Source organism: Pseudomonas sp. TH15 (assembly GCF_016651105.1).
Classification (GTDB): domain Bacteria; phylum Pseudomonadota; class Gammaproteobacteria; order Pseudomonadales; family Pseudomonadaceae; genus Aquipseudomonas.
In genome coordinates this window covers 3,796,346-3,818,745 of record NZ_JAEKEL010000001.1, presented here as the reverse complement: position 1 = coordinate 3,818,745, position 22,400 = coordinate 3,796,346, and the positions used below count along the sequence as shown (strand labels likewise).

General features: G+C 59.5%; 15 protein-coding genes. 10 read left to right on the top strand and 5 right to left on the bottom strand.

Features of this window, described 5'->3' with window-relative positions:
• Positions 1-10 precede the first annotated feature (10 nt).
• A complete protein-coding gene (locus tag JFT87_RS17120) occupies positions 11-4,906 on the bottom strand; it encodes an NAD-glutamate dehydrogenase (RefSeq protein WP_201203055.1) in 4,896 nt (1,631 codons plus the stop codon).
• A gap of 504 nt (positions 4,907-5,410) precedes the next feature.
• Between JFT87_RS17120 and JFT87_RS17115 the strand changes: the two genes are divergently transcribed.
• From JFT87_RS17115 to JFT87_RS17085, 7 genes are all read left to right on the top strand, one after another.
• Complete coding sequence (locus tag JFT87_RS17115; protein ID WP_201203054.1) at positions 5,411-5,764, top strand: hypothetical protein; 354 nt, start codon at positions 5,411-5,413, stop codon at positions 5,762-5,764.
• Positions 5,765-6,035: 271 nt separating this feature from the next.
• Positions 6,036-6,995, top strand: a complete 960-nt coding sequence (locus JFT87_RS17110) for an AAA family ATPase (RefSeq protein WP_003218556.1) — start codon at positions 6,036-6,038, stop codon at positions 6,993-6,995.
• A gap of 5 nt (positions 6,996-7,000) precedes the next feature.
• Positions 7,001-7,945 (top strand): DUF58 domain-containing protein, encoded by a 945-nt coding sequence (locus tag JFT87_RS17105; protein WP_201203053.1) that lies wholly within the window; start codon positions 7,001-7,003, stop codon positions 7,943-7,945.
• Positions 7,942-8,436, top strand: a complete 495-nt coding sequence (locus JFT87_RS17100) for a DUF4381 domain-containing protein (protein ID WP_201203052.1) — start codon at positions 7,942-7,944, stop codon at positions 8,434-8,436. Before JFT87_RS17105 ends, JFT87_RS17100 begins: the two co-directional genes overlap by 4 nt.
• The gene (locus tag JFT87_RS17095) at positions 8,429-9,508 is read left to right on the top strand and encodes a vWA domain-containing protein (RefSeq protein WP_201203051.1); all 1,080 of its coding nucleotides are present in this window, start codon (positions 8,429-8,431) and stop codon (positions 9,506-9,508) included. The genes JFT87_RS17100 and JFT87_RS17095 overlap by 8 nt, the downstream gene beginning before the upstream one ends.
• A complete protein-coding gene (locus JFT87_RS17090; protein ID WP_201203049.1) occupies positions 9,505-11,244 on the top strand; it encodes a tetratricopeptide repeat protein in 1,740 nt (579 codons plus the stop codon). Before JFT87_RS17095 ends, JFT87_RS17090 begins: the two co-directional genes overlap by 4 nt.
• Positions 11,241-12,881, top strand: a complete 1,641-nt coding sequence (locus JFT87_RS17085; RefSeq protein WP_201203047.1) for a BatD family protein — start codon at positions 11,241-11,243, stop codon at positions 12,879-12,881. Before JFT87_RS17090 ends, JFT87_RS17085 begins: the two co-directional genes overlap by 4 nt.
• Before the next feature lie 624 nt (positions 12,882-13,505).
• Here JFT87_RS17085 and JFT87_RS17080 read toward each other — a convergent pair.
• The 4 genes from JFT87_RS17080 to JFT87_RS17065 form a co-directional block, all read right to left on the bottom strand.
• Positions 13,506-13,898 carry a hypothetical protein gene (locus tag JFT87_RS17080; RefSeq protein ID WP_201203046.1) on the bottom strand — a complete coding sequence of 131 codons (393 nt, stop codon included), beginning with the start codon at positions 13,896-13,898 and terminating at the stop codon, positions 13,506-13,508.
• Positions 13,899-13,969: 71 nt separating this feature from the next.
• Positions 13,970-14,194, bottom strand: a complete 225-nt coding sequence (locus JFT87_RS17075) for a hypothetical protein (RefSeq protein ID WP_201203045.1) — start codon at positions 14,192-14,194, stop codon at positions 13,970-13,972.
• A gap of 295 nt (positions 14,195-14,489) precedes the next feature.
• Positions 14,490-14,912, bottom strand: a complete 423-nt coding sequence (locus tag JFT87_RS17070) for a hypothetical protein (protein WP_201203044.1) — start codon at positions 14,910-14,912, stop codon at positions 14,490-14,492.
• Positions 14,913-16,016: 1,104 nt separating this feature from the next.
• Positions 16,017-16,514, bottom strand: a complete 498-nt coding sequence (locus tag JFT87_RS17065; RefSeq protein WP_201203043.1) for a hypothetical protein — start codon at positions 16,512-16,514, stop codon at positions 16,017-16,019.
• Between the two features lie 268 nt (positions 16,515-16,782).
• Here JFT87_RS17065 and JFT87_RS17060 point away from each other — a divergent pair, with 268 nt between their 5' ends.
• From JFT87_RS17060 to JFT87_RS17050, 3 genes are read left to right on the top strand one after another with little or no spacing between them, the layout of a single operon-like run.
• Positions 16,783-18,027 (top strand): exonuclease SbcCD subunit D C-terminal domain-containing protein, encoded by a 1,245-nt coding sequence (locus JFT87_RS17060; protein WP_201203042.1) that lies wholly within the window; start codon positions 16,783-16,785, stop codon positions 18,025-18,027.
• Complete coding sequence (locus JFT87_RS17055; protein WP_201203041.1) at positions 18,024-21,665, top strand: SbcC/MukB-like Walker B domain-containing protein; 3,642 nt, start codon at positions 18,024-18,026, stop codon at positions 21,663-21,665. The genes JFT87_RS17060 and JFT87_RS17055 overlap by 4 nt, the downstream gene beginning before the upstream one ends.
• Complete coding sequence (locus JFT87_RS17050; protein WP_201203039.1) at positions 21,662-22,258, top strand: glutathione S-transferase; 597 nt, start codon at positions 21,662-21,664, stop codon at positions 22,256-22,258. Before JFT87_RS17055 ends, JFT87_RS17050 begins: the two co-directional genes overlap by 4 nt.
• The last annotated feature ends 142 nt before the right edge of the window (positions 22,259-22,400 follow it).

Below are 22,400 nucleotides of genomic sequence, written 5' to 3'. Positions count from 1 at the left end.
AGCGCCTAAATCAGGCCGCCGGTTCCAGCTCAAGGGCAGCAGCGACAGGCACTACCGCCTGACCGCTCAACGCCAGGTCCAGCAGTTCGCGGTTGGCGACTGCATACATGGCGTAGTCAGTGCCGCTCGCGGCACGGATTTCCACCAGCATGGCGCGCCAGCGCTCGATCATGCCTTCGTGCTCTTCCATCCACAGCGCCAGGCGTGTTTCCACGTCCTGGGTGCCGTCGCCCTGTTGCAGGACGGAGATGGTGATCGCACGTTGCTGCCAGTCCACATCATCGCGGAACGCTTCACGGGCCAAGGCCTGCCAGTTGTTTTCAACCGGCAGGGCGCTGATCTGTTGCAGGTACCAGGTGATATCCAGAGCGCTGCCGACAGCGAAGTAAGCCTTCGCGACGTCTGCTGCGTTCTGGCCAGTCACGTCGGCTGCTTCGATGATCGGCAGCAAGGTGTACAGGTGAGTGGTGCCTGCAACCATGCGCGCCAGCAATTCAGGTACGCCAGCCGCAACGTAAGCCTGATAACGGGTCTGCCAGCCTTCGCGGGTCGGGCCTTCCAGCAGTTCGTCGAGCTTGAGGCCCAGCGCTGCCAGATGTGGACCGAAGTGCGCGACGTCACGGGCAGCATTCTGCTCGTTGCGACGGCTACGCAGGAACCAGCGCGTAGCGCGACGGCCCAGACGCATCAGCTCGTCCATCAGCTCCAGTTGGACGTCAGCGGAAACCTGGTAGTCCAGGGCTTCGATCTGACGGAACCAGTGCGGGAGGTGGAAGATGTCACGCACGATCACATAAGCGCCGGCCACGTTCGCCGGGCTCATGCCGGTCGACTCTTTGAGTCGTTGAACGAAGGTGATGCCCATGTGGTTCACCAGATCGTTGGCGATCTGGGTGCTGACGATCTCGCGCTTCAGACGGTGACGACGCATTGCTTCGGAGAACTTGCTCACCAGCATCGGCGGGAAAGCGGTTTCCATGTCGCGGGTCAGGTAATCGTCGTCCGGCACTTGCGAGTTGAGCAGCGCTTCTTTGAGGTCGATCTTGCTGTAGGAGATCAGCACCGACAGCTCGGCACGGGTCAGGCCATGGCCTGCCGCAACGCGCTCGTTGATAGCCTCTTCCGCCGGCAGGAACTCGATGGCGCGATCCAGCTTGCCACGGCTTTCCAGATCGTTCATCAGGCGCTTGTATTCGGCAATCCGCGGCAAGGCGCGACGGGCGGCCAGGGACAGTGCCTGAGTCTGCTTGTAGTTGTTGCCCAGGACCAGGCCGCCGACTTCGTCAGTCATGCTGCCAAGCAACTGGTTACGTTGCTTCTCGGTCATGTCACCGGCCTGAACCACTTCGTTCAGCAGGATCTTGATGTTTACTTCGTGGTCGGAGCAGTCCACACCACCGGCGTTGTCGATGAAGTCGGTGTTGGAACCGCCGCCATTGAGGCCGAATTCGACACGACCCAATTGGGTCATACCGAGGTTACCGCCCTCGCCCACAACTTTGCAGCGCAGTTCGTTGCCGTTCACGCGCAGCGCATCGTTGGCCTTGTCGCCGACATCGGCGTGGCTTTCGGTGCTGGCTTTGACGTACGTGCCGATACCGCCGTTCCACAACAGGTCTACCGGTGCCTTGAGCAAGGCGTTCAGCAGTTCGGTCGGGGTCAGCTTGTCAGCCTGAATGTCGAAGCGCTCTTTCATCTGCGGGGAAATCGCGATGCTTTTCGCGCTGCGGGAGAAGATCCCACCGCCTTCGGACATGATGCTGGTGTCGTAATCCGACCACGCCGAACGCGGCAGATCGAACAAGCGCTGACGCTCGACGAAGCTGTTAGCCGGTTGCGGATTCGGATCGATGAAGATGTGCAGGTGGTTGAAGGCCGCGACCAGTTGCAGGGTCTCGGACATCAACAAGCCGTTACCGAACACGTCACCGGCCATGTCGCCGACGCCGACAACGGTAATGCTGTCTTTCTGAACATTGATGCCGCGCTCGCGGAAGTGACGCTGTACGCCAACCCACGCGCCCTTGGCGGTGATGCCCATTTTCTTGTGGTCGTAGCCAGCCGAGCCGCCCGATGCAAAGGCGTCGCCGAGCCAGAAACCGTAGTCGATGGCAATGCCGTTGGCGATGTCGGAGAAGGTCGCAGTGCCCTTGTCCGCAGCCACTACCAGGTACGGGTCATCATCGTCATGACGCACAACGTTGACCGGCGGCACCAGTGCGCCGTCCTTCAGGTTGTCGGTGATGTCCAACAGGCCCGAGATGAAGATGCGGTAGCAGGCGATGCCCTCGGCCGCGATCTCGTCCCGACCGCCGCCCAATGGCAGGCGACGCGGCAGGAAGCCGCCCTTCGCGCCCACAGGCACGATGACCGAGTTCTTCACTTGCTGGGCTTTTACCAGGCCCAACACTTCGGTGCGGTAGTCTTCTTCACGGTCGGACCAGCGCAGGCCGCCACGAGCCACGTTACCGAAGCGCAGGTGCACACCTTCAACGCGAGGCGAGTAAACGAAGATTTCGAACTTCGGTACTGGCTTCGGCAGCTCAGGAATCTGGTGCGGGTTGAACTTGAAGCTGAAGTAAGACTTGTTATGGCCGTGCGCATCGGTCTGGTAGAAGTTGGTGCGCAGGGTGGCCTTGATCAGGTCCAGGTAGCGACGCAGGATGCGGTCTTCGTTGAGCACCTGGACGTCGTCCAGGGCGGTGACGATGGCTTGTTCCAGACGTTGCTGCTTGTCTTCCAGATCGTCGCTGGCCAGTTTGCGCGCCAGGTAGAAACGGGTCTTGAACAACCGGGTCAACTCACGAGCGATGTCGGTGTGGTTGTTCAGGGTGCTGGCGATGTAGCCCAGGTCGAAGCCCAGACGAATCTGCTTCATGTAACGGGCGTAGGCACGCAGCAGCGCAACGTCGCGCCATGGCAGGCCGGCGGTCAGTACCAGACGGTTGAACGCATCGTTTTCGGCATCGCCACGCACGATGTGGACGAACGCGTCCTGCAAGGTGTCGTTGAGCTGCTGGATGTCGAGTTCCAGGCCTTCGGCAGCGGTGAACGCGAAATCGTGAATCCAGAACTCGCGGCCATTGTTGTGACGCAGGCGATACGGGAACTCACCCAGCACGCGCAGGCCGAGGTTTTCCAGGATCGGCAAGACGTCGGACAACGCCAGCGGCGTGTCGGCGTGGTACAGCTTGCAATGCAGTTCGCGCTGACCGGAGACCTGACCCAGCGGCTGATAGAAGCTCATCACCAGCGGGTTCTTTTCGTTCAGGCTCAGCAGGTGTTGCATGTCGACCACGGCCGAGTGCGCAGCGAAGCGCTCGCGGTAACCGGCCGGGAAGCCTTTCGGGAAGTCCGCCAGCACGTTGGTGCCGTGGGCTTCGCCGAAGCTTTCCACGACCAGGCTGGCGTAGTCGTCCTGCCAGCTGCGGCAGGCTTGAACCACTTCTTTTTCCAGCAGAACCGGGTCGATGTCCAGACGGTTCTTCGGGTCAACCCGCAGAATCAGTTGTACACGGGCCAGCACGGACTCGGAGAAGAAGGTCCAGAACTCGCAATCCGAGGCTTTCAGGCGATCCATCAGCACTTGCTGGATCTTCTGGCGCACTTCGGTGGAGTAGATGTCGCGCGGCACGTAGGCCAGGCAGTAGCAGAAACGACCGTACGGGTCTTTGCGCAGGAACACGCGGATCTTGTTGCGTTCCTGGATCTGCACAATCGACATCACGGTGCTGAACAGCTCGTCGACCGGCGTCTGGAACAGATCGTCACGCGGCAGTACTTCGACGACCTGCGCCAGTTCCTTGCCCAAGTGAGCCTTGGCCTGGAAGCCGGAACGGCGTTCGATTTCTTCGACCTTGCGGCGGATGTACGGAATGACCCGCACGCTCTCGCCATACACCGAGGAGGTGTAAAGGCCCATGAAGCGGCATTCCTTGATGACCTTGCCGTCGGCGTCGATCTCGCGGATCGACACGTAGTCCGGGTAAGCCGGACGGTGTACGCGGCTTGGGTGCGCAGCCTTGGCGAACGACAGCAGGGTCGGTTCGCGCAGGTAGTTCACGGCGTAGTCTTCGATGCGCAGGTCATCGTAGGTCAGGCCGGTACGCAGCAGTTTGGTCAGGCCGAGGAAGGAGTTCTGGTCGTACTCGATGTGGCCGCCGTCGGCCTGGTCGCTGACCACGAATTCTTCATAGCCCAGGAACGTGAAGTGGTTGCCCACCAGCCATTCCAGGAAGCTTTTGATTTCGGCTTTTTCTTCGCCATCGACTTTGAACTGGCTGTTGTCCAGGCCGGTCAGGATTTCCTGAACCTTGGCTTTCATTGGTTCGAAATCGGCGACCGCAACGCGGACTTCACCGAGAACCTGTTCCAGCTCTTTGCTCAGTACATTGAGCTCGGCCGCGTTGGCGCAACGGTCGATTTCCAGGTACATCAGCGATTCTTGCAGAATGCCTTCGCCATGGGTGCCCTTCGGCAGGATTTCCAGCAGCTCACCCTTGCTGCCGCGACGCACGCTCAGCACAGTGGTTTGCAAGGTATGGATGCTGTAGCCGCGACGGTTCAGCTCGGTACGCACCGAGTCCACGAGGAATGGCAAATCGTGGTGCAGCACTTCGACCGCAGTGTGGGTCGACTGCCAGCCGTGGCGTTCGTAATCAGGGTTGTAGACGCGCACTTGTGGTTGCGCGTGATCGAAGCGCTCAAGCAGGCGCCACGCAGAAAGGGTGCAGCCGGCGAGGTCGGACAACCGACGTTGAGTCAGCTCGTCGAGGGAAATGATGCCGAAAAATTGTTCAGCAAACAGCGCCACTTGTGGCAGTGCCTGTTCACTGATGTGCTGCGCCAGTGCCGCTTGCAGTTGGTGCTGGAAGTCGGCTTTGCTGGCTGCGGTGAAGAACGCCATCTGTGGTACTCCGCTTGGGCTTGTTATTGATGGAAGCGTCGCGTGCAAAACCCCTTTCGGGGCGATCCGTCACCCTGTTCCTGATTCTCGGGCAGAGGAAACAGGGAGACAGGTGGGTGAAGCTGGACGAGACACTCAGGTCACATTCACCTTCCAAGAATGGGTATCGGCAAAAGCGACTGTACGATGAATTGCACAATGCCTTTACGGGTATCCATTCGATGCGCAGCTTAACGAGTGCGACAACGTGCCTGCTTGCGGTGCTGCGACATATTCGGTCATCGGCACGTAAACGAGGGCTTTCGCACCGGTAAACACTAGCACTCGTGGCGCAAAACGCTGGTCTGAATCCCCGTTTTTACGGTACATGCGTGCCAGAAATGACCACTGACCCACGTCGTGTTCACGACACATCCTCTGACACTCTCACATGCAGAAATTCCCGAGGGCTGGCAGAATCGCGCCCATTAGCGACCAACACGCCCCTTGAGCCAGGAATTACCCATGCAAATGACCACCGCCCTCTTGATCGTCAACCCGTGCGATGACGAAGAAGACAACATGGCCATGCTCTGCTGCCACAGCGATCAGGGCGACATGTTCCTGATGACCCGCTACCCGGACGAGGACGCGCTGGACATCACCCTCGACGGCGAGCCATCGACTCTGGACGGGGTGAAAGTCACGTTGACTTCGACGCTGCTAAAGATCGAGATCGCGGCGGCGGATGCCGACGTGCTGAATGGCGATGATGTGCTGGAGATCAGCTTTAACCCGGATATGGTGGATATGGATGAGGTTGTCGAGACCCTGAAGAACATCCTTGATGGGACGGGCACCTTCATTAACGAAGTTTGATGTCATCTGGGCTGGCCCTATCGCGAGCAGGCTCGCTCCCACATTGACGGATGTACGCCGCTCAAAATGTGGGAGCGAGCTTGCTCGCGATGAGGTCCGAAAGAACACCACCGCTCCTCCCACCTACAAATTTCAAACAATTCCCCCAGCCCTTTCCCGCACTTTGCGCAAAATGCCGTTAGTCGCCACCCCCCGCGATGCATTAAAGTAACGCCCCCAGCCCTGGCGTTATTTGAACGTCTTCGGTCACCCTTTCCAGGAACAGTCATCGATGGAACATCGTGAAGCGCTGCTTGCGCTGCGAACCTTTCTTTCAACGCAGATTCTCGGCCAGGAAAAACTCATCGAGCGTTTGCTCATCGCCTTGCTCGCCGACGGCCACATGCTGGTCGAGGGCGCCCCGGGCCTGGCCAAGACCAAGGCCATCAAAGAACTCGCCGAAGGCATCGAAGCGCAGTTCCATCGCATCCAGTTCACCCCCGACCTGTTGCCGGCCGATATCACCGGCACCGAGATCTATCGCCCGGAAACCGGCAGCTTCGTGTTCCAGCAAGGGCCGATCTTCCACAACCTGGTGCTGGCGGACGAAATCAACCGTGCCCCGGCCAAGGTTCAGTCAGCCCTGCTCGAAGCCATGGCCGAGCGTCAAGTCAGCGTCGGGCGCAGCACTTACGAGTTGTCGCCGCTGTTTCTGGTGATGGCCACGCAAAACCCGATTGAGCAGGAAGGCACCTACCCGCTGCCCGAAGCCCAACTCGACCGTTTCCTGATGCACGTAAAAATCGGTTTCCCGGACGCCGCCGTCGAACGCCGCATCCTGCAACAGGCCCGTGGCGAAGCCCTCAACGGCGAAACCAAGCCTGAGCGCCGGGTCAGCCAGCAGGCGATCTTCGCCGCGCGCAAGGAAATCCTCGGTTTGTACATGGCCGACGCCGTGGAGGAATACCTGGTGCAACTGGTCATGGCCACGCGCACGCCGGCCAAATTCGACCCGGAGATGGCCGAGTGGATCGCCTACGGCGCCAGCCCGCGTGGTTCGATTGCGCTGGACCGTTGCGCCCGCGCTCACGCCTGGCTGGCCGGTCGCGACTTTGTCAGCCCGGAAGACATTCAAGCGGTGCTGTTTGACGTGTTGCGTCACCGCATCATCCTGTCCTTTGAAGCCGAAGCTGCTGGCATTGACCAGGACCGAGTGGTCCAGCGGATTCTCGACGTCGTAGCCGTCGCTTGACCTCGATGAACGCCAGCCTGCCGCCCGAGCCGGGCATCCGTGTCAGCCTCGCCGAGCTGATCGAGATGCGTCATCGTGTGCGCGAAGTGCAGCTGTTTTCCACGCCGAGCCAGCGCAGCCCGCTGATCGGCCTGCACCACTCCAAGCTGCGCGGCCGTGGCGTCGACTTCGATCAGGTGCGGGTCTATCAGGCCGGCGACGACGTGCGCACCATCGACTGGCGCGTCACCGCCCGCACCCAGGAGCCACACACCAAGCTGTTTCATGAGGAACGCGAACGACCGATTTTCATCATGGTCGAGCAAAGCCGTCGGCTGTTTTTCGGCTCGGGGCTGATGTTCAAGTCGGTGCTCGCGGCCCAAGCCGCGAGCCTGATCGGCTGGGCGGCCCTGGGGCATAACGACCGGGTCGGCGGGCTGGTGTTCGGCGACAACGAGCACTACGAAATCAAACCACGGCGCAGCAAGCAGAGCCTGCTGCAATTGCTCAACCGGCTGGTGCGGGTCAACCAGTCGCTGCACACCGAAAGCGAGCAGAACCGCGACTCGCTCAACATGGCCCTGCGCCGCGCCCGGGAAGTGCTGCGTCCCGGCAGCCTGGTGATCGTGATCTGCGACGAACGCGCCTTGACCGAAGGTTCCGAGCAACAGCTGAGTCTGTTGTCACGCCATTGCGACTTGTTGCTGCTGCCGCTCTCCGATCCGCTGGACCACGCCCTGCCCGCCGCCGGGCTTTTACGCTTCGCGGAGCGTGGCGCGCAGTTGGAACTCGACACCCTGAATTTCGACCTGCGCCAAGCCTATCGCGCCCAGGCCGAAGCCCGCATCGCCCGCTGGGAATTGCTCGCGCAAAAGCTGCGGGTACTGTTGATGCCACTGAGCACCCAGAGTGAAATGGTTGAGCAACTGCGCGAGTACCTGAACCCACAGAAACCGGGGAAAGGTCGATGAGCAGCCTCGAACAACTGCAACCGCTGATGACCCCGCCACCCATCGACTTCTGGCCACCGGCGCCGGGCTGGTGGCTGTTGCTGCTGTTATTGCCGCTGATCGGTTTCGGCCTGTGGCAGTTGCGGCGCTTCATTCCGAACAAACGCCCCATCGTGCGCGCCGAACAGCCGCTGGACCCGGTACGCCTCGCCGCCCTGGTCGAACTGGCGCAAATGCCCAAACCCTACGACGGCGCGCCGGCCGGTGCCTGGCTGCAGCAACTCAACGGCCTGCTCAAACGCCTGTGCCGCAACCATTACCCCTACAGCCAGAGCCACACCCTCAACGGTCGCAAATGGCTGGCATTCCTCGACAACCGCTGCCCGGCTGCTGGCCTGACACGGTGGATGGTGCTGGTGGAAGGCGCCTACAAACCCGAATGCAAACTCGACGACAAGGCCATTGCAGGCCTGACCCACGCCGTCGACACCTGGATTCGCAAACATGTTTGAGTTCGCCTGGCCGTGGATCTTTGCCCTGCTGCCATTGCCGTGGCTGATGCGCGTGCTGCTGCCGGTGGCCGACAGCGGCGAACCGGCGCTCAAAGTCAGCTTCCTAGGCGACCTCGAAGGCCTGACCCGACGCCGTGCTCGCGCCCACCTGCCGGCCTGGCGCCAGCAAGCGCCGTTCATCCTACTGTGGCTGTTGCTGCTGATCGCCGCCGCCCGACCGCAATGGCTCGGCGAACCGTTGCCGATTGCTGCCAGTGGCCGCGATTTGCTGGTGGCGGTGGACGTGTCCGGCTCGATGGATTTCCCCGACATGCAATGGCAGGACGAAGACGTCAGCCGCTTGTCGCTGGTCCAGCATTTGCTCGGCGACTTTCTGGAAAGCCGCGAAGGTGATCGGGTCGGGCTGATCCTGTTCGGCAGCAAGGCCTACCTGCAAGCGCCGCTGACCTTTGACCGGCGCACGGTGCGCATATGGCTCGACGAAGCGCGGATCGGCATCGCCGGCAAGAACACCGCCATCGGTGATGCAATTGGCCTGGCGCTCAAGCGTTTGCGCATGCGTCCGGCGCAAAGTCGTGTGCTGATTCTGGTGACCGACGGCGCTAACAATGGCGGCGAAATCGATCCACTGACCGCCGCTCGACTGGCCGCCAGTGAAGGCGTGAAAATCTACCCGATCGGCATCGGTGCCGACCCGGAGCAAAGCGGTACGCTGGGTTTCCTCGGCGTCAACCCGAGCCTGGACCTCGACGAGCCGGCATTGAAGGCTATCGCTGAGGCCACCGGCGGCCAGTACTTCCGCGCCCGCGACGGCAAAGAGCTGGAGGCGATCAGGGCCACCCTCGACCAGCTCGAACCAGTGACTCAACAACCGACTCAGGCGCGCCCGGCACAAGCCTTGTATCAGTGGCCGCTGGCGTTGGCGCTGTTGTTGAGCATGTTGCTGGTGGTGCGCGAGCGCTGGCCGGACAATCCGTTGCAACGCTTCTTGAGCAAGGATCTGTTTTTGCAAACCCAACTGCCAGACTGGCGCCAACGGCTCAAACGCCTGCGCTTGCGGAGGCGTCGATGAGCGCGCTCTGGCCTTACTGGTTCCGGCCCTGGTGGCTACTGCTGTTGCCGTTGCTGGGCTGGTTGCTCTGGCAACTCTGGCATCGGCAGAAACGCGCCGGGCGCTGGCAGATGATCCTGCCGCCGGCCTTCCACGCGGCACTACTCAGTGGCGGCAAAGGTCACGACAGTAAATTGCCGTGGGTGGTGCTGGGCCTGGCCTGGGTGCTGACCATCGGTGCTCTGCTCGGGCCGAGTTGGGAACGAGTCGAACAAACCAGCCAGAAACCCGCCGACCCGCTGGTGGTGCTGCTGGAGCTAACCCCGGAAATGCTCGCCACCGACAGCCCACCGACGCGACTGGAACAGGCGCGGCGCAAGCTGTTTGACTTGCTGCAAAGTCGCAGCGATGCCCAGACCGCAATCGTCGTTTACGCCGGCAGCGCTCACACGCTGGTGCCGTTGTCGGATGACTTGTCCACCAGCCGTAATCTGCTGGACGCGCTCAAGCCTTCGTTGATGCCCGAGGCCGGTCATCGCGCCGATCTGGCGGTGGTCAAGGCCTTGGCGCTGCTGGATCAGGGCGCTCTGGGCCAGGGCCGGATCCTGCTGATCGGCTCGTCCCTGACCGAACAGGAACGCCAGGGTATTCGCCGCGCACTGGACGGCAAGTCCACGGAGTTTCTGATGCTCGGCGTCGGCACGCCCGAAGGCGCGCCTGTGGCTCAGGAGGACGGCAGTTTCCTCAAGGACGCCCAAGGCGCGATTCTGGTGCCGCACCTCGACAACCAAGGCCTGAAAGCCTTCGCCAGCGACCTGGGCGGTCGCTACCACTCGTCAAGGCTGGACGACGCTGATCTGGGCGCCCTCGGCCTGCTCGATGGCCCGCGCAACTTGCGTAACGATGGCCAGACCCTGCGCCTCGATACTTGGGCCGACCAGGGTTACTGGCTGTTGCTGCCACTGTTACTGCTGGCCTCCTTTGCCGGACGCCGGGGTTGGTTGTTCTGCCTGCCGCTGTTGTTCCTGATGCCGCAGCCGAGTTACGCCTTCGACTTTGAAGACCTGTGGCTGCGCCCCGATCAACGGGGGCTGCATTTGCTCAATCAGGAGCACCCGGCCGAGGCCGCCCAGCATTTCGAAGACCCGCAATGGCAGGGTGTGGCGCTCTATGAAGCCGGCGACTACAGCGGCGCCGCCGAGCGCTTCGCCCAAGGCGACGACGCGCGGGCGCACTACAATCGGGGTAACGCCCTGGCCAAGAGCGGTGAACTGGAAGCGGCGCTGGATGCTTATGACCAGGCCCTGGAGCGCCAGCCGGATTTGCGTCCGGCACTGACCAACAAGGCGTTGGTCGAAGCCTTGATCAAACAGAAAGCCACGCCACCGGCCGTTGAACCGGACAAAACCGAAGGCGACGAGGCCGGGACTGCCAGCGACGGCCCGCCGCCCGGCGCCGCCACCCAGCCTTCGAGCAGCGGCGAGCCGAAATCCGATACCCAGGCCACCGCGCCCGACACCGAACAACCGTCTACCGCGCCGCCGCAACCTGGCGCCAATGAAGTACCGGGCAGCGATCTGGGGGACGAACAAAGCACCACGCCTCCACGGCGCCCGGCCAACGACAGCATTGAAGGCGAACAAGCCCAGGCGCTGGAGCAATGGCTGCGCAAGATCCCGGATGACCCGGGCGAACTGCTCCGGCGCAAATTCTGGTACGAACAGCAACAACATCAGGATCAGGGAAAAATTCGATGACCCGCTTCACCGCTCTCTTGCTCGCGCTGCTCTTCTGGTCCTTTCAGGCCCAGGCTGCGGATCTGGTCGCCAGTGTGGATCGCAGTCGCCTGAACACCGGAGAAACAGTCGAACTGACCCTGGAATCCAACGACGTCACACAGTTCGGCAAACCGGACCTGACACCACTGGAGCCGCTGTTTGAAGTGCGCGGCACCCGCCAGGTCAACCAGTTGACCACGATCAACGGCGACAACCGTGCCACCACGCGCTGGATCATTACCCTGCTGCCCAAGCAAAACGGCAGCGTGGAGATACCGTCGCTGCAACTGGGCGAAGTCCGCAGTCAGCCGATCAGCATCCAGGTGGTAGAGACCGAAACCCAGGACACCAAGAACACCTTGGCGCCGGTATTCATCGAAGCCAGCCTCGATCAGTCCAGCGTGTACGTGCAGGCCCAGGCGATTTTGACCTTGCGCATCTACCATTCGGTGTCGCTGTACGACGACAGCAGCCTGACCCCGTTGCAGATTCCCGATGCGCGCATCGAACAACTGGGCGAGTCGCGCACTTATGAAAAAGTCATCAACGGTCTGCGCCATGGCGTGATCGAAATGCGCTACGCGATCTTCCCCCAACACAGCGGTGTGCTGACCATCCCGACGCAGGTGTTCAGCGCTACCCTGGTCGACGCGCAACCGTCCCAGGATACCAGCGCTCAAGGGCCGAAAACCGGCAAGTTGCTGCGCGTCAGCTCGGCCGAGATCCCACTGACGGTCAAAGCCAAACCCGCGACCTACCCAGCCGATTCGCCATGGCTGCCGGCGCGCAGCTTGAGCCTCAGCGAAAGCTGGAGCCCGGAGCCGGATCACGCGCAGGTTGGCGATTCACTGACCCGCAGCCTGACCGTGAAGGCTGAAGGCCTGGCCAGTTCACAGTTGCCGCCGCTGCCCGCGACCGACGTCAACGGCTTGCGCCGCTACCCGGACCAACCGGTGCTGGGCAATCAGAACAGTGAGCGTGGCCTGATCGGCAGTCGTGAAGATCGTGAAGCTTTGGTGCCCGCCCACAGTGGCGCCATCGAGTTGCCATCGGTGGACGTGGTCTGGTGGAACACCTTCGAAGATCACCTGGAACACAGCAATCTGCCGGCCCGAACCCTGCAAGTGACGAATAATCCGAGCCTGGTAGTCGACACCCCGGCGGGTTCTCCACAAGTGAGTTACGGCGCCGACAGCGAAGCCCTGTGGTGGTGGAAACTCAGCACCGTGATCCTGGCCTGTACCACCCTGCTCGGCTTCGGCCTCTGGTGGCGCGCCCGCTGGCAACCGGCGATCCTGCGCGCCGCGCAAACCGGCCCGAGCCCGCGCACCGTGCTCGACGACCTCAAGCGTGCCTGCCAGGCCAACGACCCCCACGCCACCCGCCAGGCCCTCGACGCCTGGGCCCGGCAACAACCGGAAACCCTGGCCGACATGGCGGCGCGTTTTGTGCCGCTGTCGGATGCGCTCGATGGCTTGAACGGCGCGCTGTACAGTGAAACCGGCCAGCATTGGCAAGGCGAAGACCTGTGGCGCGCGACCCGGGCGATCCCGATGGCTGAGCGGGTTCACGACCCGGTGGGTGACAGCGGGTTGCCGCCGCTTTATCCGAAGTAAAAAATAGCTGAGGAAAATCGGAATCGATAGTTGAATTTCGTTGGTACTTGCTCGCCTTCGCGATAGGAGAAAACAAAAGCCTTCCAGGGTTCACCGCGCTTGACTGCGTTGGCCTGTAATTCGCCTACCAGACGAAGAATGATCGCGCCGTTGATGTCGTTCTCGACGTTCTAGGCCTCTACGCCGTCCTTCTCAACGCACAGCTGCGTCTCAATATATCCTCACCCAGTTCGACACCATAACGAAACGCATCATAGCCATGAACTACGCCGGTTTCGACCAGCTGGAAAATTTCCTGGGTAGTTTTTATATTTTCAGTGATCACTCTATTTAGCCCCTGCCAATTTATTCACACTTGATCAGCTGCTCAGAGCTCTGCTTACTGCTCCACTCACGATTGACTTCCCATTTATTGACTTTCAAATCCAAAAAACTGCAATCGCTAAAAACCTCTCTATCCTGAAAATAAGAAACGGGAACGCTTCCCCATGCCTGACTGACCAAAGCGTCTCTCTCAGGCAAGTGAGCCCCTGTTTCCAATACAACAGCATTTCTATTGCTCATGAGAACGCGTTACAGATAACGGACCTGTTTTGAGAAGTGGTTTTTTCTGTTTCCTGCAGCCTAAACGTAGTCCATCCAGTCATCAGAATTAACAGAGCTTCCCTTTTCAAGGAAAGCCTTGTAGCGCTCCCTGTATTTATCTAGAGAAACATCTGCAACGTTTATGAAAACAAATCCGCTCTGTCTCTCTTCAACAGACAAAGACACTGGATCTATTTTTATCGGAGCACCGCTTACCACAACCCCCGACAATTTTGACCGATGAAATATAAAGCTCTTCCCTCCCGCCAGCGGAAGAATTAGCTCTGCAACAGCAAATATTATCTCCGGTTTTGAAATTTCATACCTATCACCTTCCTCATAGTTTTCCGAGTGGTTTTCCGGAATAAGAAACAATCTGTAATCTATAATTACCAACCATCCTCGCAAGTCAACACAATCGCCAACAGTCACTGTTACTCCCCACCCACAATAGCGCTATATAGAACCTAGACAGACAACCTTCATTAACCGAGCATCTTCAATCATTCAATATTTGAAAAATAAGGGTCAACACCCTCACGGATCAATCGCTCCTGCAACTCAAACAAAAACTTAATAACCGCTTCCTCACCCGTGGCTGCGGTCAGCGCTTCCTGTTCCGAAATCTCATCCTCACGCATGACATCCACGTGATTACCCGCGTCGTACTTGATGAAATAACTTTCGTGGCGCCGGCAAATTTCCACATCGCGAAATTTGAAAAACACGTTATCCTCCTGGCTCATCCTGTACAGAACCACTTGCCGACTTCTGTTAAAGAAGGAGAAGCGTGCGGACAGTTTTCATGTCCGACTGGATAATCTCCAGCTATCGCCATCGACATCTGCCTCAAGCAGATTATCAACGCTGCACTTGCTGTAGGTCTGCGCCAGAAGGTGAGGCAAAGTGAGCATTTGTAGCGGATGAGTCGTTCTATTCCGGCGGCGGAACGGGTGCACGATCCTGTTGGGGGATAGTCGGTTGCCGCCCTTATATCCGAAGTAGAATCGTCCCCGGCTTTGCTCAGTCGACGCCGGTAAAGTCCACATAAACAGCCTCGACGATGGCGCCTTCCTCACCGATATCAGGTGCGTAGAACCGCAGCCCCAAACGCTCCACGTTGAAGCCTGAGTTATTGAAAACCAGTAACTCACCTTGCCCCGTCAGGAACAGCTGAACGACAAGTACCTCTTCGCCTGCCAGTCGCTGACCGCGCCAGGTGAATTGGGCCCATTTCAAAAACTCTACACCGACGACCATCAAGGCATCATCGAAGTAGACATGAAGTCCCAAATCATCATATGCGTCGGTCGGGACAACGGAACCCGGACTTTTCAAAAACTCGTCAAAGGGGCTTTCGAGGGCCGACCTCGCATCGTCACGGGTCATACCTGCGCGAATCAGCCCAAGGTCTCGAGGGCCGCGCAAGTCAAAATCAATGCTCATTCATTAAAGCCTTTCGAGTTATTGATCGATTACTACCGCTTCCGAAAGAATCTCCAACTCCCCCAGAGAGTTGAAAGACCGAGACGTGTCACATAGATCCCGTAGTCAAAGTAAGGCTCAACCCCGATAGCCTCCACTCCAAACCAGGTAGCATCACACTCCGGGCACAGAAACAGCTCTGTACCAGTAGTCTTGATTCGGACATGCGCGATGTAGTCCTGCTCACACCTTGGGCAAGCTTTCCTCACCTTCGCACTTGAAACCAAAATAAAGCCCCACTCATCTAATAATTTTATTGCAGCCTTGCCGGACAGCTTGAAGTCAAACTATCGAGCAGGGACACCAACAATTCGTAGGCCAATCCATATTCCCCCACCAGATCCAGCCACTCGCGAACTTTGGCCATCCTCTCAGCGTAACCCAAAATCCAGGTGGAAAGCTGGCTGCCAATTCTGACTGGGCTTCCAGTTCTTTGAGCACCCAAGCCGTCGTTAGATTTTCATACCCCATATGTCTCAAGAAACGCCTCGTCACTCGATTCAACGGTAAGCACTGCTTCCTCATACCCCTCGAGGTCATCGCTCAGCCAGGTTTCCCCTGGGCGCAGCAGATGAAACTTCACCATCGCATCGAATTCGTCACCCGAAATGGCTCCCTGCAGAACTCCCGGCAGACCTGACTTGTTCCACGCCTCAAACACTAAAGACAAGTACGAGAGCGCGCATGCCAAAAAATCAGCGTTTACATAATCATCGGTATGGATTGAATTAACGAAACATCATCCCGTTCTATCTGGGAAACTCTTCAGGCTTACATGCTTCTGGAAGCTCACCAGACTCGTCAGAAAAACACAGCCATCCCGTTCCACGAAACCGGACCTTGCGATATCCGCCAATTCGCCGCCCAGAGAAGCGCACCCCACACGAGCGAGCATTTGCTCCATTTCACTGTTAAGTTTCACACACTTCCCTCAAGCATCACGCCACTCCGCCAGGCACCAGGACTGCAAGGGTGTATCGCGCACGGACAAATGCCACTCATCCAAAGACGAGAGTTTTCTCGAAGTCCCATAAAAATCCGGCTCTTGCTCCACATCCTGAAGTCTCATGTTCCGACTCCCAAACTCGATGGCCCAACCTGGTAGAAAGTAATATCCGGTCCATAGTTCTGCTCTGAGTTCGACACCTCGACACAGAACACCTTCTCTGGAAACTTCTCTTTCAGCACCATGCGCCACGCAAAACCAATCACATTGCACAACTGAAGAAATACATCATCCGAAACATCACTGGCACCCTGGCCAAAAACGTCATAAATCCTCACAACATTCAATAACTGCTCAGTCTTTGGAAGATCACCGGAGGCCAGGCCAAAACACCCGTCAAACACTTCATTTGAAAAATTTCGCTCTAAAAATACCCCACCCTTGGCGACCACAAAGTCCGGGAAGAACATCTTGGAAAACAACAAAACATGGTCGGGCCTGCATTGGTCAAAGATATACGAATGAACATCCAGACTTTCCTGACTCGACCATTGGTTTTTCCAGGAACCATACGCTTGGGTGTCAGTAACAGAAGGTATCGAATTGACCCGTTTCATTGCACTTGCTCCAAACTCTATATCCCTGTGTGAGCTATCGTGGCGTGGAGGTTGAAGCCCGACAAATCGCCCGCCCGCAAAATGATATCAATATAGTGGCTCGATGGTAGGTAATCGGCGTTGGGTCGTCAATTAATGGGCTCACCGAAATCATGGCCTTCACCTTCCGGACAAGCCCTCCGCTCGCAATAATCTGTAAACTCTCCCCTCTTTCGCCGCCCTTCACTTCCTCGCGGCCATCACCTCTTTAATTGTTGCGGAGTCCACCTTGCGTCTGTTCCACACCTCCGACTGGCACCTTGGGCAGAACCTGCACGGCCAGGACCGCGATTTCGAGCACGGTTGTTTCCTCGAGTGGCTGTTGCGCCAGCTAAAGCTGGACCAGCCCGACGTGCTGCTGATTGCCGGCGATATCTTTGACACGGTCAACCCGCCGGTCACCGCCCAGGAACGCCTCTACGACTTTATCGTCAGCGCCCATGAGCAGCAGCCGTCGCTGACGATCGTGATGATCGCCGGCAATCATGACTCCGGCTCGCGAATTGAACTGCCCGCACCGTTGATGCGCCGATTGCGCACCCACGCGTTGGGCCGGGTGTTGTGGCTTGATGACGGTCAACTCGATGCCGAGCGCCTGTTGCTGCCGCTGCCGGACGCCAGCGGCGAGATTGCCGGTTGGTGCCTGGCGCTGCCGTTCCTGCGGCCTGCCGAGGTGACTGGTGCGCATTTGGGCGACAACTACTTGCGCGGTATTGGCCAGGTGCATGAATGGCTGATCGAAGCGGCGAACGCCAAGCGCAAGCCAGGTCAGGCCTTGATCGCCATCAGCCACGCGCACATGGCGGGCGGCTCGGTGTCGGAAGACTCCGAGCGTAGCCTGATTATCGGTAACGCCGAAGCGCTGCCCGCCAGCCTGTTCGGGCCGAGCATCAGCTACGTCGCCCTCGGTCACTTGCACAAGCCGCAGAAGGTCAACGGTGAAGAGCGGATTCGCTACAGCGGCTCGCCAATTCCGTTGTCGTTCTCCGAGATCAACTATCAGCATCAGATTCTCGACATCACCCTCGATGGCGAAACCCTGGTCAGCGTCGAACCGAAACTGATCCCGCGGGCGGTCAATCTGCAACGCGTCGGCCCTGCGCCATTGGCGGAAATCCTCCTGCAACTGGCCGACTTGCCAAACATTGATCTGCTGGAAGACCTCCAGCGCCAGCCGTGGCTGGAAGTGCGGGTGCGCCTCGACGAGCCGCAACCGGATCTGCGTCATCAAGTCGAAACCGCCCTGCAAGGCAAGGCTGTACGACTGGTGCGGATCGCCGCCGAGTACGCCGGCAACGGCGGTAAAGATGGCGCCGATGACGGCACCACGCTGATCGAACTCGATCAACTTTCGCCTCAGGAACTGTTCAGCCGCGCCTGGCAGGACAACTACGGCAGCGAGGTCGATGAGCAAACCCTCAAGGACTTTGCCGAGTTGCTGCAAGACGTGCAGATGGAGAGCGAACAACCATGAAGATCCTCGCGATCCGCCTGAAAAACCTCGCCTCGCTGGCCGGGCCTTTTGAAATCGACTTCACCGCCGAGCCGTTGGCCAGCGCTGGACTGTTCGCCATTACCGGGCCGACCGGCGCCGGCAAAAGCACCTTGCTCGACGCCTTGTGCCTGGCGTTGTTTGGCGCCGTGCCGCGCCTGAACAACACTGGGCGCGACGCCAAAGTGCCGGACGCTGACGGCGAAATCGGCACCGGCGACCCGCGCACCCTGCTGCGTCGTGGCACCGGCGAAGGTTATGCCGAAGTGGATTTCGTCGGCATCGACGGCCGCCGCTACCGGGCGCGCTGGGAAGCCAATCGCGCTCGGGAAAAGGCTGGCGGCAAGCTGCAAGCCAGTCGCCAAAGCCTGCGCGATATCGATCAGGATCAGCTGCTGGCCAGCCAGAAAGGCGACTACAAGACTCAGCTCGAAGCCGCGTTGGGCCTGAACTTTGAACAGTTCACCCGCGCCGTGCTGCTGGCCCAGAGTGAGTTCAGCGCCTTTCTCAAGGCGGACGACAACGACCGCAGTGAACTGCTGGAAAAACTCACCGACACTGCGCTCTACACGCGCTTGGGTCGCCGGGCGTTCGACAAGACCAAAGAGGCTCGCGAGGCCCACAAACTGTTGCAGGATCAGGCCACCGGCGTCACGCCGTTGTCCCCCGAGGCGCGCGCCGAGCTGGATGAGCGCTTCAACGAAGCCCAGCAGCAACTCAAGACCCAGCAAGCGCAACTCAAGCAACTTGAAGAGCAACACACCTGGCTGAAGAACCTGCGCCAGTTGCAGGACGACCAACAGAGCGCCAACGAACAACTGCAATCGGCCCAGCAACACTGGGAGAGTCTGGCCGGCGAACGGCTGAAGCTGACGCGCCTGGAGCAACTGGCGCCGCAGCGGCATCAATTTGCACGCAAAACTGAACTCACCGCGCAGCTCACGCCGCTGGCGGCGCAGATTGCCGAGCACACCCGGCAGCACGCCGAATTGACTGAACGCCAGACGCAGCTTGAGCAGACTCTCGATGCCGCGAAAGTCGCACTGACCGACGCGCAACAAAGACAAAACGAAAACGCACCGCTGCTGCGTCAGGCCTTTGAAGAGCAAAGCACCCTCGCCCGCCTGGCCAGGGACGTCGCCGCTTGTGCTGAAGCCAGAGCCAATGCGCAGCAGGCCTGTACCGATGGCCAGAGCGCCATTCAAACTTTGCAGGAAAAGCAGGGCCAGGTCGCCGAACGCTTGCAACGCATCGCCACCGAGCTGGAACAAAGCGCCCATCTGGCGCCGCTAAGCGACGCCTGGAATGCCTATCGCGATCGTCTCCAGCAATTGATGTTGATCGGCAATCGGCTGAACAAGGGGCAGGCCGAACTGGCGAACCTCGAACAAAACGCCACTCGCAGCGCCGAGGAGTTGACCGCGCAGAAGCAGCAACTTGAAGTGCTGTTCAACGAGGCCGGCGCCGAACCCGACGCCGTTGCTGAACAGATCGGCATCCTTGGCACGCTGTTGCAAGACAACCGCAAACAATTGCGCGCCTTCGAAGACCTGTCGCGCCTGTGGGCCACTCAGCAGGAGTTGGACAAGCGCGGCGCCGAACTGCAACAACGCCAGCTCAGCGCTCAGCAGCAACGTGAGCGCCTGACCCAGGACGGCGTGAAAAGCAAAGCCGAACTGACCATCGCCGAGCAAACCCTCAACGTCACCCGCGAACTGCTTGAGCGCCAACGCCTGGCGCGCAGTGCCAGTGTCGAAGAGTTGCGTGAGCAGTTGCAGGATGACCAGCCATGCCCGGTGTGCGGCAGCAACGAGCACCCCTACCATCAGCCGGAAGCATTGCTGCAAAGCCTCGGTCGCCACGACGAAAGCGAGCAAGCCAATGCGCAGCAAGTCGTCGATCAACTCAAGGAAAAGCTCAGCGAACTGCGCGCCGACGTGGGGGCTGTCATTGCTCAGCAAAAAGAGTTGCTGCAACAGCAGGAACAATTGGCGAGTCAGCAACAGGCCCTCGCGCCGAGCCTCGACGCGCATCCGTTGTCCGCGCAGTTGCTGAATCAGCACGCCGACAAGCGCGACGCTTGGCTGCTGCGCCAGAACGAACAGTTGAACCAGAGCATCACTCAGGACGAACAACGCCAGAACGCCCTGCTCACCCTGCAACAGGATGCCGCGCGCCTGGCGCAACAATTGCGTCAGGCGGAAACCGCGCACCAGCAGGCGACCCAACACCTGAGCACTCAGCAGCAGGCGTTAAGCAGTGATCGTCAGCGGCTGGACGAAGAACTGACGGCGTTCAGCACGCTGCTTCCGGCCGATACGTTGGACGCGTTGCGCAACGAGCCGGCCGCGACCTTCATGCAGCTCGACCGGCAAATCGCCCAGCGTCTGGAACAACTGGACCAGCAGCGCGACGAACTCGGCGAACAGCAACAGCGCCAGCAGACGCTGGAGAAAGAGCAGTATCAACAGCTGAATCGCGTCCAACAGTTGGAAACCGCACAACAGCAGTTCATCGTGCTGGCCGAGCAGCAACAGGCTTGCCAGCAGAAACTGGCGCAATTGCTCGGCGAGCACAGCAGCGCCGAACAGTGGCAGCAGCAACTTGATCAAGCCGTCGAACAGGCACGCCATGCCGAGGCTGCGGCCAATCAGGAACTGCAAGCCGTGCGCACGCGATTGGTGCAACTGGCTGCTGAACTCAAGGCGCAGCAAGAACGCTCCGAAGCGCTGGAAACTGAAGACCGCGAACTGAGCGGCAAGATTGCTGACTGGCGCGCGCGGCATCCGGAGCTGGATGACGGTGGACTGGAAGCGTTGCTCAGTGTCGACGATCAACAGGTCAGTGAACTGCGCCAGCAATTGCAGCTCAGCGAAAAAGCCATCGAACAAGCCAAGGTGCTGTTGCAGGAGCGCGATGAGCGCTTGCTCAAGCATCAAGCGCAACACAACGGCAACCTCGACGCCGAGCAACTGGCAACCGCGCTCGCGGAACTGCAAAACCTATTCGCCGCCAGCGAACATCGCTGCGCCGAACTGCGCGCCGAACAGGCCGAGGATCAGCGCCGGCAGAATGCCAATCAGGCGTTGGCCCAGCAAATCGCCGACGCCTACACCGAGTACCAGCGTTGGGCACGTTTGAATGCCTTGATCGGCTCGGCCACCGGCGACACCTTCCGCAAGATCGCCCAGGCCTACAACCTCGACCTGTTGGTGCATCACGCTAACGTGCAGTTGCGGCAACTGGTGCGGCGCTATCGCCTGAAACGCGGTGGCAGCATGCTCGGCTTGCTGGTAATGGACACCGAGATGGGCGACGAACTGCGCTCGGTGCATTCGTTGTCCGGCGGCGAAACGTTCCTGGTGTCATTGGCATTGGCGCTCGGCTTGGCGTCGATGGCGTCGAGCACACTGAAAATCGAATCGCTGTTCATCGACGAAGGCTTCGGCAGCCTCGATCCGGAATCCCTGCAACTGGCCATGGACGCCCTCGACGGCTTGCAGGCGCAGGGCCGCAAGGTCGCAGTGATCTCACACGTACAGGAAATGCATGAGCGGATTCCGGTGCAGATTCAGGTCCGCCGTCAGGGCAATGGCCTGAGCACCCTGGAGGTGAAATGACCACGCTCTATTCCTTCCGCCGCTGCCCCTACGCCATGCGCGCTCGCATGGCACTGCGTTATTGCGGGGTTGAAGTGCAGATTGTCGAGGTCAGCCTGAAGGCAAAACCGGCCGAGATGCTCGCGCTGTCGAGCAAGGGCACGGTGCCGGTGCTGGAGGTTGATGGTCGGGTGATTGATGAGAGTCTTGCGATCATGCACTGGGCGTTGGCGCAGAACGATCCTGAGGATTGGTTGCTCAAGGATGACCCCGCCGGGCAGCAACGCATTGCTGAACTGATCGAAGAAAACGATCAGGTGTTCAAGGTGCATTTGAATCACTACAAGTACGCCGAACGCTATCCCGAGCAACCGATGGAACATTATCGGGCTGAGGGTGAGGTGTTCTTGCGTAAGCTGGATGAATTGCTAGAGGGCCGAGACTACTTGCTCGCCGGGCACCTAAGCTTGGCAGATGTCGCGTTGATGCCGTTTGTGAGGCAGTTCGCGCACGTGGATCGGGACTGGTTCGGGCAGACGCCTTTCCTGCGGTTGCAGGCGTGGTTGCACAATTTCCTCGAGTCCGACCTCTTCACCTCGATCATGAAGAAATAACCCCACCTCTCCTGTAAATGAGTAACCCTGTGGTGAGGGGATTTATTGTGGCGAGGGGGCTTGCTCCCGCTCGGCTGCGAAGCAGTCGTGAAACCATTGCATGCGGTGATTCAGGCAAATTTGAGTTGCAGGATTTGGGGCT

What these genes read in the sequence shown, in the direction of transcription:
- JFT87_RS17115 (WP_201203054.1), top strand. Translation starts at nt 5,411, where the DNA reads ATGCAAATGACCACCGCCCTCTTGATCGTCAACCCGTGCGATGACGAA.
- JFT87_RS17095 (WP_201203051.1), top strand. Translation starts at nt 8,429, where the DNA reads ATGTTTGAGTTCGCCTGGCCGTGGATCTTTGCCCTGCTGCCATTGCCG.
- JFT87_RS17100 (WP_201203052.1), top strand. Translation starts at nt 7,942, where the DNA reads ATGAGCAGCCTCGAACAACTGCAACCGCTGATGACCCCGCCACCCATC.
- JFT87_RS17065 (WP_201203043.1), bottom strand. Translation starts at nt 16,514, where the DNA reads ATGAAACGGGTCAATTCGATACCTTCTGTTACTGACACCCAAGCGTAT.
- JFT87_RS17055 (WP_201203041.1), top strand. Translation starts at nt 18,024, where the DNA reads ATGAAGATCCTCGCGATCCGCCTGAAAAACCTCGCCTCGCTGGCCGGG.
- JFT87_RS17070 (WP_201203044.1), bottom strand. Translation starts at nt 14,912, where the DNA reads ATGAGCATTGATTTTGACTTGCGCGGCCCTCGAGACCTTGGGCTGATT.
- JFT87_RS17090 (WP_201203049.1), top strand. Translation starts at nt 9,505, where the DNA reads ATGAGCGCGCTCTGGCCTTACTGGTTCCGGCCCTGGTGGCTACTGCTG.
- JFT87_RS17120 (WP_201203055.1), bottom strand. Translation starts at nt 4,906, where the DNA reads ATGGCGTTCTTCACCGCAGCCAGCAAAGCCGACTTCCAGCACCAACTG.
- JFT87_RS17085 (WP_201203047.1), top strand. Translation starts at nt 11,241, where the DNA reads ATGACCCGCTTCACCGCTCTCTTGCTCGCGCTGCTCTTCTGGTCCTTT.
- JFT87_RS17050 (WP_201203039.1), top strand. Translation starts at nt 21,662, where the DNA reads ATGACCACGCTCTATTCCTTCCGCCGCTGCCCCTACGCCATGCGCGCT.
- JFT87_RS17105 (WP_201203053.1), top strand. Translation starts at nt 7,001, where the DNA reads ATGAACGCCAGCCTGCCGCCCGAGCCGGGCATCCGTGTCAGCCTCGCC.
- JFT87_RS17110 (WP_003218556.1), top strand. Translation starts at nt 6,036, where the DNA reads ATGGAACATCGTGAAGCGCTGCTTGCGCTGCGAACCTTTCTTTCAACG.